The following is a 14291-nucleotide window of genomic DNA, read 5'->3' as shown; positions in this document are numbered from 1 at the left end:
CTTAATCGAATAAATGTAAGGAAGCGATACGCTCCATCGCTTCGTAAATTCGAGCTTCTTCCACGAGTAAACCGACGCGTACGTAGCCTTCTCCATGTTCTCCAAATCCTTTACCATCTGCGACAGCAACATTTGCCTCGTCTAAAAGAATTTTCGCAAATTCAGCGCTCGTAAGCTTTTCAGGTACAGGCAACCAAGCGAAGAAAGAGCCTTTCGGTACGTCGATTTTCCAACCGATTCGTTCCGCAGCATCTTTTAATGCATTCCGACGATTTTCATAAACTTGTAGTTGCTCGACAACGCAGTCTTGAGAAGATGTGAGGGCAACAGCTGCAGCATGTTGGATTGCAGGAAATAAACTACAAAATAAATGATCTTGTAGCAAGTTTAGCCCTTCAACAATGTCAGCATTCCCGACGGCAAAACCGACGCGCCAACCCGCCATATTATACGTTTTAGAGAGCGTATAAAATTCTACACCGACGTCTTTAGCACCTTCTGTTTGTAAAAAACTTAATGGTTTAACGCCGTCGAAGCCGAGTGAACTATACGCAAAATCATGCATGACTGCGATATCATTTTCCTTTGCAAATTGGACGGTTTCTTCAAAGAAATCCGCTGTCGCAACAGCGCCTGTTGGATTGTTCGGATAGTTAATATACATTAATTTTGCGGCGTCTTTTTGTGCATTAGTCAGTGCCGTATAGTCAGGGAGAAAAGCATTGTTTGCGAGCAAGGGCATTTTTTCAAATTGGATATTTGCGAGCGTTACGCCTGATAAATAGTCAGGGTATCCGGGATCTGGAAGAAGCATCGTATCTCCTTCATCTAATAATACCATCGGCAGCTCAACTAAGCCTGCTTTCGAACCGAATAGTACGGCAACTTCTTTATTCGGATCAATTTCTACGTCGTATTCACGTTTGTAAAACGTAGCAATGGCTTCACGAATTTCGGTCGTACCTCTAAACGGTGAATATTTATGTGTTGCCGCATCGGCAGTTGCTTGTTGCATCGCTTGAACAATATGTACAGGTGTAGGGCGGTCTGGATTTCCTTGTCCGAGATTAATGACGTCGCGACCTTCTGCAATTGCATTCGCTACGTTCGTCGATAGTTTGGCAAAAAATTGTTCTGGAAGTTGTGCCATTTTTTTAGCTAATTTCAATATGTTATGCCTCCTAAATTGGACTATTGTATAATAAGAAGTAATATTCTGAAAATTAATCTCAATAGTAGACCTTTTTCAGAAAAAAGTCTAGAGGTGGTGCTGTAATGAAATTAGCATGTATTCAATTCAAAGTGGCAAATGGAGATGTCGAAGCAAACTATACACGTGTTGAACAACTTATACGTGAAGCGCATGAAAAAGGGGCAGAACTCGTCGTATTACCAGAAATGTGGAATTCAAGCTATGCTTTGAAAAAACTAGAGGAATTAGCAGATGTAAACGGGGAGCGCACGATTGCATTTTTAAGTAACTTAGCGAAAGAGTTACATATTCATATTGTCGGTGGTTCGGTTTCAACGAAAAAAGGTGACCGCTTTTACAATACGATGTTGACGTTTAACAATGAAGGCGAGCAAGTCGGCGAATATGATAAGGCACATTTATTCCGTTTAATGGACGAGCATTTATATTTATCTGCAGGTGAAGGGCAAAATAATTTTAAATTAGGCGACCTAGATGCAGCAGGTGTTATTTGCTATGACATTCGTTTTCCTGAATGGCTTCGTCTGCATGCATTGAACGGCGCAAAAGTGATTTTCGTCTCGGCACAGTGGCCAACTCCACGTATCGATCATTGGAAAACATTGCTCCAAGCGCGCGCAATTGAAAATCAATGTTTCATCGTTGCGGTCAATCGAACGAGTCATAAACGAGAAAACTTTAACGGTCAATCAATGGTCATTGAACCGTGGGGCGAAATTTTATGGACGGGAAATGAAACGGAAGAACTCGCAATTGTAGACGTTGATTTTAATAAAGTAGATGAAGTTCGTACGCGAATTCCAGTATATGATGATCGTCGTCCAGCATTGTATGCGGATCTTTTGAAAGATAAATAAAATAGTTAGAAAAATTAATGTTTTCTGAAAATAATGTTGACTTTTACGCAAAAAAGAAATAATATAATTAACATATTAAAAACAACTAAATAACTAGGATTTATCGAGAGTGACGGAGGGAGAGGCCCTATGATGTCCAGCAACCCCCATTTTGGGAAGGTGCTAATTCCTACAGAATGTATTCTGAAAGATAAATAACGTTTAATAATCAAAGCGTCTTTCAGTTGAAAGATGCTTTTTTATTTGTGAAGAAACTATTTTAAAAGAATAAGGGGTATGCAAATGATCGAAATTAAAGATGTTTCAAAAGTATATCGCACGAAGCGAAAGGAAGTTACAGGCGTTGATCGTGTTAACTTAACGATTAACGATGGCGAGATTTTCGGTATTGTCGGCTATTCTGGCGCAGGAAAAAGTTCCTTGTTGCGTTGTATTAATTTACTCGAACAACCGACAAGTGGTGAAATTTTAGTCGACGGTCAAAATTTGATGCAACTGACAGGCAAAAATTTACGCCAAGCTCGTTTGAAAATCGGTATGATTTTTCAACATTTCTACTTAATTGAACAAAAAACAGTCGGTGAAAATATTGAATTCGCATTAAAGGCGGCAAATGTTTCAAAAGAGCAACGCAATGACCGAATTGAAGCGCTTTTGAAAATGGTCGGTTTAGAAAATAAACGAGACGTATTTCCCGGGCAATTATCAGGAGGACAAAAGCAACGTGTCGGCATTGCACGTGCTTTAGCAAATGACCCGAAAGTGTTGCTATGTGATGAAGCGACATCGGCACTTGATCCAACGACGACGACCGCTATTTTAAAATTGTTGAAAAAAATCAATCGTGAATTAGGTATTACAATCGTTTTAATTACACACGAAATGGAAGTCGTAAAAGAAATTTGTGACCGTATGGCAATCATGCAAGAGGGACGTGTCGTAGAAGATGGTTCGGTGTATGACATATTCGCGAATCCGCATAACCCGCTAACACAAGAATTCATCGGTAGTGTCGTATCATTCGATATTCCAGATGAAATTATGCAAACGTTTAAAGGTACAATCGTAAAAGTGCTGTTTAAAGGAGATGTGGCAGGACAAGGAATCATTTCGGACATGCTACAACAATTTGAAGTGCGAGGGAACTTCCTTCATGGCACGATTGAATACATACAAGAACGACCGCTCGGAATTTTCATTATGGAACTAATCGGTGAAGAAGCACATATTCATCGTGCAATTTCTTACATAGAATCACGCGGCGTATCAGTGGAGGTGCAGTAATATGTTTGATTTTGCTCATTTCACATCGATGCTTCCAGACATTTGGACAGCATTCGGTCAAACGCTATTAATGGTCGGTATTTCATTAGTCGTCGCACTCGTGATCGGGTTGCCACTCGGCTTACTACTATTCATTACCGGTCACGGATTTTTCGCAGTGAAACCTTCTGGGAAAAAAGCGAATCGAATCGTCAATAACATCTTCAGTTTTGTCGTCAATTTTATCCGTTCTATTCCGTACATTATTTTACTCGTTGCACTGATTCCACTTACGAAAGTACTCGTTGGGGATACGACAGGACCACTTGCTGTAAGCGTCTCTCTTTCAATCGTCGCGATTCCATTTTTCTCACGATTAGTAGAAACGTCTTTAAAAGAAGTAAGTAAAGGTGTAATCGAAGCTGCGATTGCTGCCGGTGCCTCTCCTTGGTTAATCATTAAAGAAGTGCTATTACCTGAGGCGAAGTCGGGCATTATTCAAGGCGTGACGATGACGATTATTAGTTTAATTGCTTACTCAGCGATGGCGGGCACAATTGGCGGCGGCGGTGTCGGTGACTTAGCAATCCGATTCGGTTATTACCGCTATGACGATACGATTATGATTGCGACGATTGTTATTTTAGTTATACTCGTTCAAATTATTCAAATTGGTGGCGATTTAATCGCTAAAAAAGTAAATAAAAAATAAAGGGGATTATTCAAATGAAAAAATGGTTTGTAGCATTCGTACTCGTTATTGTAGCGGCAGCACTTGCAGCTTGTGGCAATGGAGATTCTAAAGATACGACGAAAGAAACGACATCTAAAACAATTACAGTAGGCGCAACAGCAGGTCCTTACAGTGACATGCTGAAAAAAGCGATTATCCCGGGACTGGAAGAAAAAGGATACAAAGTGACGTTGAAAGAATTCAGTGATTACATCCAACCGAACAATGCATTAGACAATGGTGATATCGATGCGAACTTATTCCAACACTCTATTTATTTAAAAAACTTTAATAAAGAAAATGGTACGAAATTAAAAGCGTTAATTATCGTTCCGACAGCTCCAATGGGCTTTTTCTCAAGTAAATATAAAACGATTGCCGATTTACCAGAAGGTGCAAAAATTTCAATCGCTAATGACCCAGTTAACTTAGCACGTACGTTAAAAACATTAAATGATGAAGGCTTAATTGAAGTGGACCCAGACGTTGATCCACTTGTCGCTTCAACGAAAGATATTACGAAAAATCCGAAAAACTTTGAATTCAGAGAAATTGAAGCAGGTGGCTTACCTCGTGCAATTGAAACGTCTGATTTAGCAGGTGTACCGGGGAACTTTGCTTTAGCTGCAGGACTTGATTTACAAGATGCGCTGTTTTTAGAAAACATGCCAGATCAATACCGTAATGTTGTAGCAGTACGTGAAGCAGATGAAAAATCACAACTTGCGAAAGATTTAAAAGAAATTGTTGAATCGAAGGATTTTGAAAATACGATTGATGAACAATTTAAAGGGTTCGGTAAACCGGACTGGATGAAAAATCGTTAAATAGTAAAAAGAGATGATGTGAGAATGTATTCTCACATCATTTTTTGTTTAAACGACTAAAATGAGAAAAATAGTATTTGTATAGACGATATTTAAGACGGTTTCAGATGCGATTTTTTAAATGAACTTATTTGTGATTTATTAAAAAAATATTTATTCAGAATAGAATGATTGTTTTACCAAGATATACACTATATAATATAAATAACAAAAACATTGATAAAACAGCTTTTATAAGTGTATATTTGTACACTCTAAAAATACATTTGTTTTTATTTCGTGAAATGTATTTTTCTGAAACACATTTGTAGGCTGTGCGAGGAGGAAAAGAAATGAAGAAAATCATGATAACAGGTGCTTGTGGTCAAATCGGTTCGGAACTAGTTGAAAAATTGCGTAAAGAATATGGGACAGACAATGTTCTAGCGACAGATATTCGCAAACCAACAAGTTCTTCAGGTCCGTTTGAAGTACTTGATGTTATGGATGCTGAGCGCATGTATGAACTAGCCAAACAATTTGGTGCAGATACATTAATGCACATGGCGGCTCTTCTTTCTGCCACTGCGGAAAAGAATCCTGTATTCGCTTGGAATTTAAATATGGGTGGTTTAATGAATGCGCTTGAAACGGCACGTAAGTTAGATTTACAATTTTTCACACCGAGTTCAATTGGCGCATTCGGTCCGACGACTCCGAAAGATAATACGCCGCAAGATACGCTTCAAAGACCGACAACGATGTACGGCGTCAATAAAGTAGCAGGTGAGCTACTATGCGATTATTATTACACGCACTTCGGTGTTGATACGCGCGGTGTTCGTTTCCCAGGATTAATTTCAAATGTAACACCACCAGGTGGCGGTACGACTGATTATGCAGTAGATATTTATTACAAAGCTGTTGAAGAAGGGCACTACACATCTTATATTGCAGAAGGTACGTACATGGATATGATGTATATGCCAGATGCTTTGCAAGCAATCGTAGATTTAATGGAGGCAGATGGAGAGAAATTAATTCACCGCAATGCGTTTAATATTACCGCGATGAGTTTCGCACCGGAACATATTGCAGCGTCTATTAAACGTGTGATGCCGACATTTACAATCGATTATGACGTAGATGTAGCACGTCAAACGATTGCGGAAAGCTGGCCAAACAAAATTGACGATCAAGCAGCGAAAGACGAATGGCAGTTCCAAGCACAATATGATTTAGATGCGATGACTGCTGATATGCTTGAGAAATTGCGTCAAAAAAATATAAAACACGCTTCATAAAAAGCACACTCTAAAAAGGCACTGTCAGCTGACAGTGCCTTTTTCTATTATTCTTTTTCTTTCACGATAATAACGAGTGCATCGTGCATAAGTTCATAATATAAATGGTCGATAACGGAGTCTTCTAAATCAAATGTATGAAGATGTTTTTTATTTCTTCTTCTCGAGATAAAAAAATGTTACGAAAGCTTTTTATGTAACCATGTTCAGTCGGACCCATCTTTGATATGTTCAATGCCTCCGCCAATTCTTTTGCACGTTCTTTTTGATGTGAAATTAAAATAATCGATTCCCTTGAAACACCTTGTGCTGTAAGTTCATCAATTTTTTCTTTTAATGCAAGCCCATTTTTAACTGAAAAATAGTATGTCATCGTACGTTCCTCCTTTATAAATCAACGTAAACTTTTATTCCCTTTTCAAAAAACTTCAAACGATTTTCTGTTTTAATAACAGAATATTCTAAATAAATAAAAAATATTGTTGAAATAGGTGGAAATTATTTACTGATTTTTATAAAATACAACGTAGAGGGATATTGAATCCTGTAAAAGATGCAAAAGGGGATGGTTAACGATGATGGATACACAACTTGTATTGAATGGCTTTGTGAAGCGAGCAGAAACGTATTTTGGGCATAAAGAAATTATTTCAAGAACGGCTCCAAATACGATTCATAGACTCACATACAGTGATTTTGCAAAACGTACTCGAAAGTTAGCTTCAGCATTAGAAAGTTTAGGAATGACGAGAGGAACGAAGGTGGGGAGCTTCGCTTGGAATCAACATCGTCATTTAGAAGCTTATTTTGCAGTGCCATGTGCGGGAGCGATTTTACACATGGTTAACATTCGCTTATCAGATGAACATATTGAATACATTGTCAATCATGCGAAAGATGAAATTTTGTTAGTCGATCTTGATTTATTTGAAACGATTGAACGTTTGTTACCGAAATTAAAAACGGTACGTCATATCGTCGTGATGAGCGATGATAAGGAAATTCCTTCTAGTCATTTTGAACATGTATATAGTTATGAAAAACTACTTGCAGAAGCACCAGATGATTATGAATTTCCAACAGATTTGGACGAGAATTTGCCTGCTGCGATGTGCTATACGAGTGCGACGACTGGGTTTCCAAAAGGTGTCGTTTATACGCATCGAGGACTCGTATTGCATGCGATTAGCTTAGGATTAATTGATTCATTCGGCATTTCAGAAAGATCCGTCACGTTACCAGTCGTACCGATGTTCCATGTGAATGCATGGGGGATTCCATTTGCATCGGTTAATTTTGGAGCGAAAATTGTTTTGCCAGGACCGAACTTTACATCGGACGTATTAATCGATTTAATCGAGCAAGAACGTGTGACGATGACAGCAGGTGTACCGACTATTTGGATGGGTGTAATGCAAGAGCTTGAGAAGAATCCGAGAGATATTTCTTCCTTAGAAATGATAGGAGCGGGGGGCTCTGCTTCACCTCAGTCGTTGATTCGCCAATTCAAAGAGAAATTCGGTGTGCCATATCAAACGGTATATGGTATGACGGAAACGACACCCGTCGTATCGGTCGCGACGTTGACGACAGAAATGGATCAATGGTCGGAGGACGAGAAATTAAAGGCTTTGTCAACACAAGGGCTAACGACTTCACTCATTGAAACTGAAATTGTGAATGAAAATGGCGAAGTACCAGCAGATGGAGAAACGATGGGGGAACTCCGTATTCGTGGTCCATGGATTTCAAGTGAATATTATGAGGATGAGCGAACGGCTGACGCGTATAAAGATGGATGGCTCTATACGGGTGATATCGCTGTACGAACAGCTCAAGGATACATTAAAATTACAGATCGAACGAAAGATTTGATTAAATCTGGGGGAGAATGGATTTCTTCTGTCGATTTAGAAAATGCTTTGATGGCACATGAAGCCATATTAGAAGCGGCTGTAATCGCGATTCCGCACGAAAGATGGCAAGAAAGACCGCTCGCTTGTGTCGTATTAAAAGAAGGGTACGGTGCAGAGGTGAAACCACAGTTAGCCGAATTTTTAGCGAAAGACTTTGCGAAGTGGTGGTTGCCAGACGATTATGTCATCGTGAAAGAAATTCCGAAAACGTCTGTCGGGAAGTTTTTAAAAGCAAAATTACGTGATGATATGAAAGCGTATGAACTCAAAACGTAGCGTATATAAAAAGAGTTTGGGACATAATGTCTCATAACTTAAATAAAAATGACGCTGTCGATAGGGAATGTCTTTTTATTATCCATATCTCATCGTAAAATCAGTTGATTCATTAAACATAGAGTGTCTCCTTTGATTAGTTTTGTGTAGTAACTTAATCTTATCAAAAGGAGCTCTTTTTATTTATTTAAAATTAGTCTGGTCGAAGTGAAGGGCGCGACTTCTACGGGAACCGTCACCCAAAACAAAGAACAATACGAGTACGTATATGAAAAAAAGGTCGTCATGATAGTGAAATCATGACGACCTTTTCTATTTGGCTATAGTTTTGTCCTAGCCTTTTTTCCAGTTGTATTTTTCTAAATAAGCTTATTAAAGTGAAGGCGTTTATTCAACGCTTTCATGATTGGAATGCCCGCTACGAGAACGACAAGTTCACCGACTGCACACGTGAACCATGTTAAGAAAAATGGTAGGCCGAATGCGAGTTGCAATTCGAAAGCGATTAAACTCATCGACAATGTGAAGACGATTGTTGTCGCAATCATACGAGCTGTTTCGCCTTTAATAAACCGTTTAATAGCTAAAATAGCGGCTAGTGAAAGTACCGTTTGACCGACACCAAACACAAGATCATACCAACCGAGTGGGGAAAATAAATTTGTCACAAATACGCCTAAAACAATCGGTACGAAATATTTTTTGTTAAACACGATTAAGTGATTAAACATCTCGGCTACACGAAATTGAATTTGTGTAAATCCGAATGGTGCAATGAGCATCGAAACAGCGACGTATAGTGCTGCAATGATGCCACTAACTGCGTAAAAGCGCACATTTGAATGTGCTTGTTGAACCGTTTTTTGCATAGAAATCTCTCCTTAGTTTTTTTACGTGGGATGGTTTCGAACCACGGTCAAAGACATATTCTAGCACTGTTGCCCTTAAGAAGTCAAAACATTAAAAGACATAAAATAATGTGTGAAACAACTTCTTTTACTTTATTACTTTAAAGCGTAACTGTTTAATGCATAAAATTGTCTTAAAATTCAAAATATTATTGACTATTCAAAGCTTCGTCTGCAATAATAGCAAAATAAGAATAAATACATAGACAAGTGGGGGAATATGGAATGAATAAAAAACGTTTTCGTTTAGTAGCATTAACGGCGACAGCAGCACTTGCATTAGCGGCTTGTGGTGGGGACAAAGCAAGCGATGATTCTTCAAAAGCGGACGGCAAAACGTACAATGTCGGAATTTTACAATACGTGGAGCATCCATCGTTAAATGAAGCGACAAAAGGATTCAAAGCAGCGCTTGATGAAGCGGGCTTGAATGTGAAATATCAAGAAGAAAATGCACAAGGAGATTCGGCTACGAATACGACAGCAGCGAATAACTTAGTTGGCTCGAATCCGGATTTAATTTTTGCGAATGCGACACCTTCTGCACAAGCAGTAGCTGCTGCGACGACAGATATTCCTGAAATTTTCACATCAGTTACAGATGCGGTTGGAGCACAGTTAATTACATCGATGGAAAAACCGGGTGGTAACGTTACAGGTACAGTTGATACGCATCCAGATGCGATTACGAATACGGTGAAGTTTTTAGCAGAACAATTAAATGCAAAAACAGTCGGTATGGTATTTAACTCAGGAGAACAAAATTCACGTGTACAAGTCGATGCAGCGAAAGAAGCAGCGAAAAAATACGGCATAACGATTAAAGAAGCGTCTGCAGCTACTTCTTCAGAAGTAAAACAAGCGACGGAATCGTTAGTAGATGATGTGGATGCGTTTTATATTATTACGGATAATACAGTCGTTTCTGCTTTAGAATCTGTACTGGACGTAGCAGAAGCGAAGAAAAAACCAGTGATGGTTGGAGAACTTGATTCAGTAGAGCGTGGCGGTTTAGGTGCATATGGCTTTAGCTATTACGACATCGGAAAAGAAGCGGGTGAAATGGCTGCAGAAATTTTAGAAGATGGCAAAAAGCCTGCTGATATTCCTGCTGCATACCCAGCAAATTTAAAATTTGAAATTAATCAAGAAACGGCAGACCAATTAGGAATCGACATTAAAGATGATTGGAATGCAGAAGTAGTTAAATAGGAGATGGTTCACGATGTTTACAGCAATCTTTGGATCTGTTGAGCAAGGGATTATCTACGCAATTATGGCACTCGGCGTGTATATTACATTCCGAGTGTTAGATTTTCCAGACTTAACAGTAGATGGTAGTTTCGTTACGGGTGCAGCGACAGCTGCAACGATGATTACATTTGGATACAATCCATTTTTAGCTACTTTTTGTGCATTACTTGCAGGGTTTGTAGCAGGGAGCATTACAGGGATTTTGCATACGAAAGCACGGATTAATGAACTGCTTGCAGGGATTTTAATGATGATTGCCCTTTATTCGATTAATTTGCGCATTATGGGCTTGACGACCGAGACGTCTGTCGGTCGACCGACGATTCCTTTATCAAATGCGGATACGGTTTTTACAAAATTAAATGATTTCTGGTCAAACTTAAGCATTGATGCAGCGCTGAACAATATGTTGAGTGCGATCGGTGTCGAGAGCGTACCGCGTACGTGGGGGATTTTAGTCGTAATGTTCATCGTAACGTTTGCGATTAAATTCCTCGTAGATTGGTTTTTAAAAACAGAAATTGGTTTAGCCTTACGTGCTACAGGTGATAATGCGAAAATGATTCGTAGTTTTTCAGCGAATACAGATGCTGTGAAAATTTTCGGTCTCGGTTTATCAAATGCGCTCGTAGCGACTTCTGGTGCATTGATTGCACAGTACTCAAAATTTGCAGACGTCGGTATGGGGATTGGGATGATTGTGATCGGTCTCGCGTCTGTTATTATCGGTGAGGCGATTTTTGGTACGAAGACGGTCGTTCGTACGACATTAGCGGTCGTGTTCGGTGCGATTGTTTACCGAATTGTTTTAGCGTTAGCGCTTAAAATTGAATTTTTAGATACGGGCGATATGAAGCTGATTACGGCTGTCATTGTTATTATCGCTTTAATCGTGCCGTATATGGTCAATAAATACAAAGATAAAAAGCGTCGTATGAAACGTCGTGAACAGTTGTTAGAACGCGTGGAGAAAGAAGTGAAAGGGGAGGAACCAGTTGCTTAATTTACAACAGATTCATAAAATTTTCAACGAGGGGACACCCGATGAAAAAATCGCGTTAAATCACATTAACTTATCGTTAGAAAAAGGGGATTTCGTTACGATTATCGGTAGTAATGGTGCAGGGAAATCGACGATGATGAACATGATTTCTGGCGCACTGACACCCGATGTAGGAACGATTCAAATTGCGAATAAAGATGTCACGAAACTGCCTGAATACAAGCGTTCACAATACATAGGACGCGTATTCCAAGATCCGATGGCAGGTACAGCACCGACGATGACAATCGAAGAAAATTTAGCGATTGCCTACTCACGTAATAAAAAGCGCGGTGTGCGTCGTGGCGTTTCGAAAGAGCGTAAACAATTGTTTCAAGCAGCATTAGAATCGCTCCACTTAAATTTAGAAAATCGATTGCATGCAAAAGTCGGCTTATTATCGGGTGGCGAACGCCAAGCGTTGTCCCTTTTAATGGCGACGTTTACGAATCCGAATATTTTATTGTTAGATGAGCATACAGCAGCGTTAGACCCTTCTCGTGCGGCGCTCATTACGTCTTTAACGAAAGAGTTAGTAGAGAAAGACGAGTTGACGACATTAATGATTACTCATGATATGCAACAAGCGATTGATTTAGGGAATCGTCTGATTATGATGGATAAAGGACAAATTATTTTAGAAGTCGGTAAAGAAGAAAAGAAAAATTTGACGATTGAAGATTTAATGAATGAATTCCAACGCATTCGTGGAGAAAAAATGGTATCAGACCGCGCGTTACTGTCTGCGACATAGTACGAAAAGAGTCGTTATGATTTTTGAAATCAGGAACTGACCTAAAGTTCTGAGACAACATAAAAAGAAAAAGACACTTTCAAAGGGATCAAATCTTTGGAAGTGTTTTTTGATGGAAAAAATATTCATACGAAATAAAAATAAAAGTGATGAAGATGAAATGATGAACGTATGTGGAAGTAAAAATGATAGTCAACTTTATCAATGGGTGAAGTCGTATGAAAATAGGGAGTTGCATTGTTTATAACAACTAATCGGTAAACAATATCGTATTGGAAAAGGACCGTTTGAAGAAAAATTAATTGAAACGTTCCATGTCAGTTTAACGTGCGAAACATTTGATTTTGAATAGCTTTTGAGAACAATAAATGATGTGGTCGTTCAAAGCGTTCAAACATACATCAACTACTGTACGAATACTCGGATTTTGGCAAAGTAAAACCATCTTTCTCCAGTACAATACCGGAAAAAGATGGTTTAATAAAAATTTGACGGCGACTCCTAGTGAGCAGAAGCCCCCACAGCGAGCTTGCGAGCGAGGAGGCTTCAGCCATGCCCAAGGAAAGCGTTCGTCAAATTCGGCTTAAAAGAAGCGTCTTTTTCACTGTCTCACTTTCGTAGGACAGTTCATAAGTTTGTTTGAGTTTGTTAAACGAGTAAAGTGAAAAGCGTACTATCGTTGTTTACTTCCATATATTCGAACCCGTTAGACTGGAAGCGGGAAAGAAGAGCCTCGTAATCTTTCGGATGTTTTAACTCAATACCGACGAGTGCGGGACCACTTTCTTTATTATTTTTTTCGTATATTCGAATGTCGTAATGTCGTCGTTCGGACCGAGAACACCTGTTAAAAACTGACGTAGCGCACCTGCACGTTGTGGGAAGTTGACGATGAAATAATAAAGTAACCCTTCGTGGATGAGCGATTTTTCTTTGATTTCTTGCATTCGTCCGATGTCATTATTACCACCACTTATAATACATACGACTGCTTTTCCTTTAATGTCTTCTTTGAATAAATCGAGCGCTGCGACCGGTAGTGCACCGGCAGGCTCTGCTACAATCGCTTGTTTATTGTATAGCTCTAAAATAGACGTACACACTTTTCCTTCAGGAACCGTCACGATTTGATCGACGAGACGCTCGACCGTTTTATACGTTAAGTCACCTGCGCATTGTACAGCTGCACCGTCTACGAACTTATCAATTTTCGGTAAATATACGGGTCCATTTTCATCTAAAGCAGCTTTCATACAAGCTGCCCCATCAGGCTCTACACCGATTATGTTTGTTTTAGGAGACAAATTTTTAATGTAAGTAGCCACACCAGAAATAAGTCCGCCACCGCCGATACTACCGAATACGTAGTCAATTGGCTCTTCGATGTCATTCATAATTTCAACTGCGACCGTTCCTTGACCAGCGATTACGTCTAAGTCGTCAAAAGGATGAATGAAAATATGGTGTTCTGCTTCACAAAATTCTTGAGCTGCTTTGGCAGATTCGTCAAACGTATCACCCGCTAAAATAATTTCTACGAATTCACGTCCGAACATGCGAACTTGATCGATTTTTTGATTAGGAGTCGTCGTTGGCATAAAAATATGCCCATGAATGCCTAGATGGGCACACGCGAAAGCAACGCCTTGTGCATGGTTTCCTGCAGATGCACATACGACGCCGCTTTCACGGGCAGACTCCTCAATCGTTTTAATTTTATAAAATGCCCCACGTAATTTGAAAGAGCGCACATGTTGTAAATCCTCGCGTTTCAAATAGACGGTACATCCATATTTTTTTGATAAAAAATCATCTTTTTCAAGTGGGGTATGTTTGACGACATCTTTTAATAGTTGATGAGCAATCAAAACGTTCTCAACTTGAACTGTCTTTTCGGTTACTTCCATAATTGTTGCCTCCTAAGTCAAAATGATATTTGTCCATTTTAACATACAAATTCAATGA

The 14291-nt window shown here is 39.3% G+C and carries 12 protein-coding genes, 1 pseudogene and 2 riboswitches; of the genes and pseudogenes, 9 read left to right on the top strand and 4 right to left on the bottom strand.

Translation table 11 applies throughout. From position 1 onward, the window contains the following. Position 1: 1 nt before the first annotated feature. The gene (locus KSHG_RS04915; RefSeq protein WP_010302680.1) at positions 2-1168 is read right to left on the bottom strand and encodes a pyridoxal phosphate-dependent aminotransferase; all 1167 of its coding nucleotides are present in this window, start codon (positions 1166-1168) and stop codon (positions 2-4) included. Positions 1169-1275: 107 nt separating this feature from the next. Here KSHG_RS04915 and KSHG_RS04910 point away from each other — a divergent pair, with 107 nt between their 5' ends. From KSHG_RS04910 to KSHG_RS04890, 5 genes are all read left to right on the top strand, one after another. Continuing rightward, complete coding sequence (locus KSHG_RS04910; RefSeq protein WP_010302677.1) at positions 1276-2070, top strand: carbon-nitrogen family hydrolase; 795 nt, start codon at positions 1276-1278, stop codon at positions 2068-2070. A gap of 97 nt (positions 2071-2167) precedes the next feature. Beyond that, positions 2168-2267, top strand: a riboswitch (SAM riboswitch). An 85-nt stretch (positions 2268-2352) separates the two neighbouring features. Next, positions 2353-3354 carry a methionine ABC transporter ATP-binding protein gene (locus KSHG_RS04905; protein ID WP_010302675.1) on the top strand — a complete coding sequence of 334 codons (1002 nt, stop codon included), beginning with the start codon at positions 2353-2355 and terminating at the stop codon, positions 3352-3354. Between the two features lies 1 nt (position 3355). Further along, entirely contained in the window at positions 3356-4045 is a 690-nt protein-coding gene (locus tag KSHG_RS04900) for a methionine ABC transporter permease (RefSeq protein ID WP_010302671.1), read from the top strand. 14 nt (positions 4046-4059) lie between these two features. After that, positions 4060-4893 carry a MetQ/NlpA family ABC transporter substrate-binding protein gene (locus KSHG_RS04895; protein ID WP_010302669.1) on the top strand — a complete coding sequence of 278 codons (834 nt, stop codon included), beginning with the start codon at positions 4060-4062 and terminating at the stop codon, positions 4891-4893. Between the two features lie 332 nt (positions 4894-5225). Then, positions 5226-6176, top strand: coding sequence for an L-threonine 3-dehydrogenase (locus KSHG_RS04890; protein WP_010302667.1), 951 nt, complete (start codon positions 5226-5228; stop codon positions 6174-6176). A gap of 124 nt (positions 6177-6300) precedes the next feature. Here KSHG_RS04890 and KSHG_RS04885 read toward each other — a convergent pair whose 3' ends face one another. Continuing rightward, positions 6301-6549: a general stress protein gene (locus tag KSHG_RS04885; RefSeq protein ID WP_010302665.1), complete on the bottom strand. Its 249-nt coding sequence runs from the start codon at positions 6547-6549 to the stop codon at positions 6301-6303. Between the two features lie 202 nt (positions 6550-6751). Here KSHG_RS04885 and KSHG_RS04880 point away from each other — a divergent pair, with 202 nt between their 5' ends. Then, entirely contained in the window at positions 6752-8368 is a 1617-nt protein-coding gene (locus KSHG_RS04880; RefSeq protein WP_010302663.1) for a long-chain fatty acid--CoA ligase, read from the top strand. A 359-nt stretch (positions 8369-8727) separates the two neighbouring features. Here KSHG_RS04880 and KSHG_RS04875 read toward each other — a convergent pair whose 3' ends face one another. Beyond that, positions 8728-9237, bottom strand: coding sequence for a QueT transporter family protein (locus KSHG_RS04875; protein ID WP_010302660.1), 510 nt, complete (start codon positions 9235-9237; stop codon positions 8728-8730). Between the two features lie 6 nt (positions 9238-9243). Continuing rightward, positions 9244-9288, bottom strand: a riboswitch (PreQ1 riboswitch). A 213-nt stretch (positions 9289-9501) separates the two neighbouring features. Between KSHG_RS04875 and KSHG_RS04870 the strand changes: the two genes are divergently transcribed. The 3 genes from KSHG_RS04870 to KSHG_RS04860 are packed head-to-tail and all read left to right on the top strand — an operon-like array spanning position 9502 to position 12326. Continuing rightward, positions 9502-10488 carry an ABC transporter substrate-binding protein gene (locus tag KSHG_RS04870; RefSeq protein WP_010302658.1) on the top strand — a complete coding sequence of 329 codons (987 nt, stop codon included), beginning with the start codon at positions 9502-9504 and terminating at the stop codon, positions 10486-10488. A gap of 13 nt (positions 10489-10501) precedes the next feature. Continuing rightward, positions 10502-11533 carry an ABC transporter permease gene (locus KSHG_RS04865; protein WP_010302655.1) on the top strand — a complete coding sequence of 344 codons (1032 nt, stop codon included), beginning with the start codon at positions 10502-10504 and terminating at the stop codon, positions 11531-11533. Beyond that, positions 11526-12326, top strand: coding sequence for an ABC transporter ATP-binding protein (locus KSHG_RS04860; protein ID WP_010302653.1), 801 nt, complete (start codon positions 11526-11528; stop codon positions 12324-12326). Before KSHG_RS04865 ends, KSHG_RS04860 begins: the two co-directional genes overlap by 8 nt. 648 nt (positions 12327-12974) lie before the next feature. Here KSHG_RS04860 and ilvA read toward each other — a convergent pair. Continuing rightward, positions 12975-14236: pseudogene (gene ilvA, locus KSHG_RS16175) on the bottom strand (threonine ammonia-lyase IlvA). Between the last annotated feature and the right edge of the window lie 55 nt (positions 14237-14291).

It is taken from the genome of Kurthia senegalensis (assembly GCF_000285595.1).
GTDB lineage: Bacteria > Bacillota > Bacilli > Bacillales_A > Planococcaceae > Kurthia > Kurthia senegalensis.
This window is presented reverse-complemented; position numbering and strand designations above follow the sequence as displayed.

What these genes read in the sequence shown, in the direction of transcription:
- KSHG_RS04870 (WP_010302658.1), top strand. Translation starts at nt 9,502, where the DNA reads ATGAATAAAAAACGTTTTCGTTTAGTAGCATTAACGGCGACAGCAGCA.
- KSHG_RS04895 (WP_010302669.1), top strand. Translation starts at nt 4,060, where the DNA reads ATGAAAAAATGGTTTGTAGCATTCGTACTCGTTATTGTAGCGGCAGCA.
- KSHG_RS04865 (WP_010302655.1), top strand. Translation starts at nt 10,502, where the DNA reads ATGTTTACAGCAATCTTTGGATCTGTTGAGCAAGGGATTATCTACGCA.
- KSHG_RS04890 (WP_010302667.1), top strand. Translation starts at nt 5,226, where the DNA reads ATGAAGAAAATCATGATAACAGGTGCTTGTGGTCAAATCGGTTCGGAA.
- KSHG_RS04875 (WP_010302660.1), bottom strand. Translation starts at nt 9,237, where the DNA reads ATGCAAAAAACGGTTCAACAAGCACATTCAAATGTGCGCTTTTACGCA.
- KSHG_RS04880 (WP_010302663.1), top strand. Translation starts at nt 6,752, where the DNA reads ATGATGGATACACAACTTGTATTGAATGGCTTTGTGAAGCGAGCAGAA.
- KSHG_RS04910 (WP_010302677.1), top strand. Translation starts at nt 1,276, where the DNA reads ATGAAATTAGCATGTATTCAATTCAAAGTGGCAAATGGAGATGTCGAA.
- KSHG_RS04900 (WP_010302671.1), top strand. Translation starts at nt 3,356, where the DNA reads ATGTTTGATTTTGCTCATTTCACATCGATGCTTCCAGACATTTGGACA.
- KSHG_RS04885 (WP_010302665.1), bottom strand. Translation starts at nt 6,549, where the DNA reads ATGACATACTATTTTTCAGTTAAAAATGGGCTTGCATTAAAAGAAAAA.
- KSHG_RS04905 (WP_010302675.1), top strand. Translation starts at nt 2,353, where the DNA reads ATGATCGAAATTAAAGATGTTTCAAAAGTATATCGCACGAAGCGAAAG.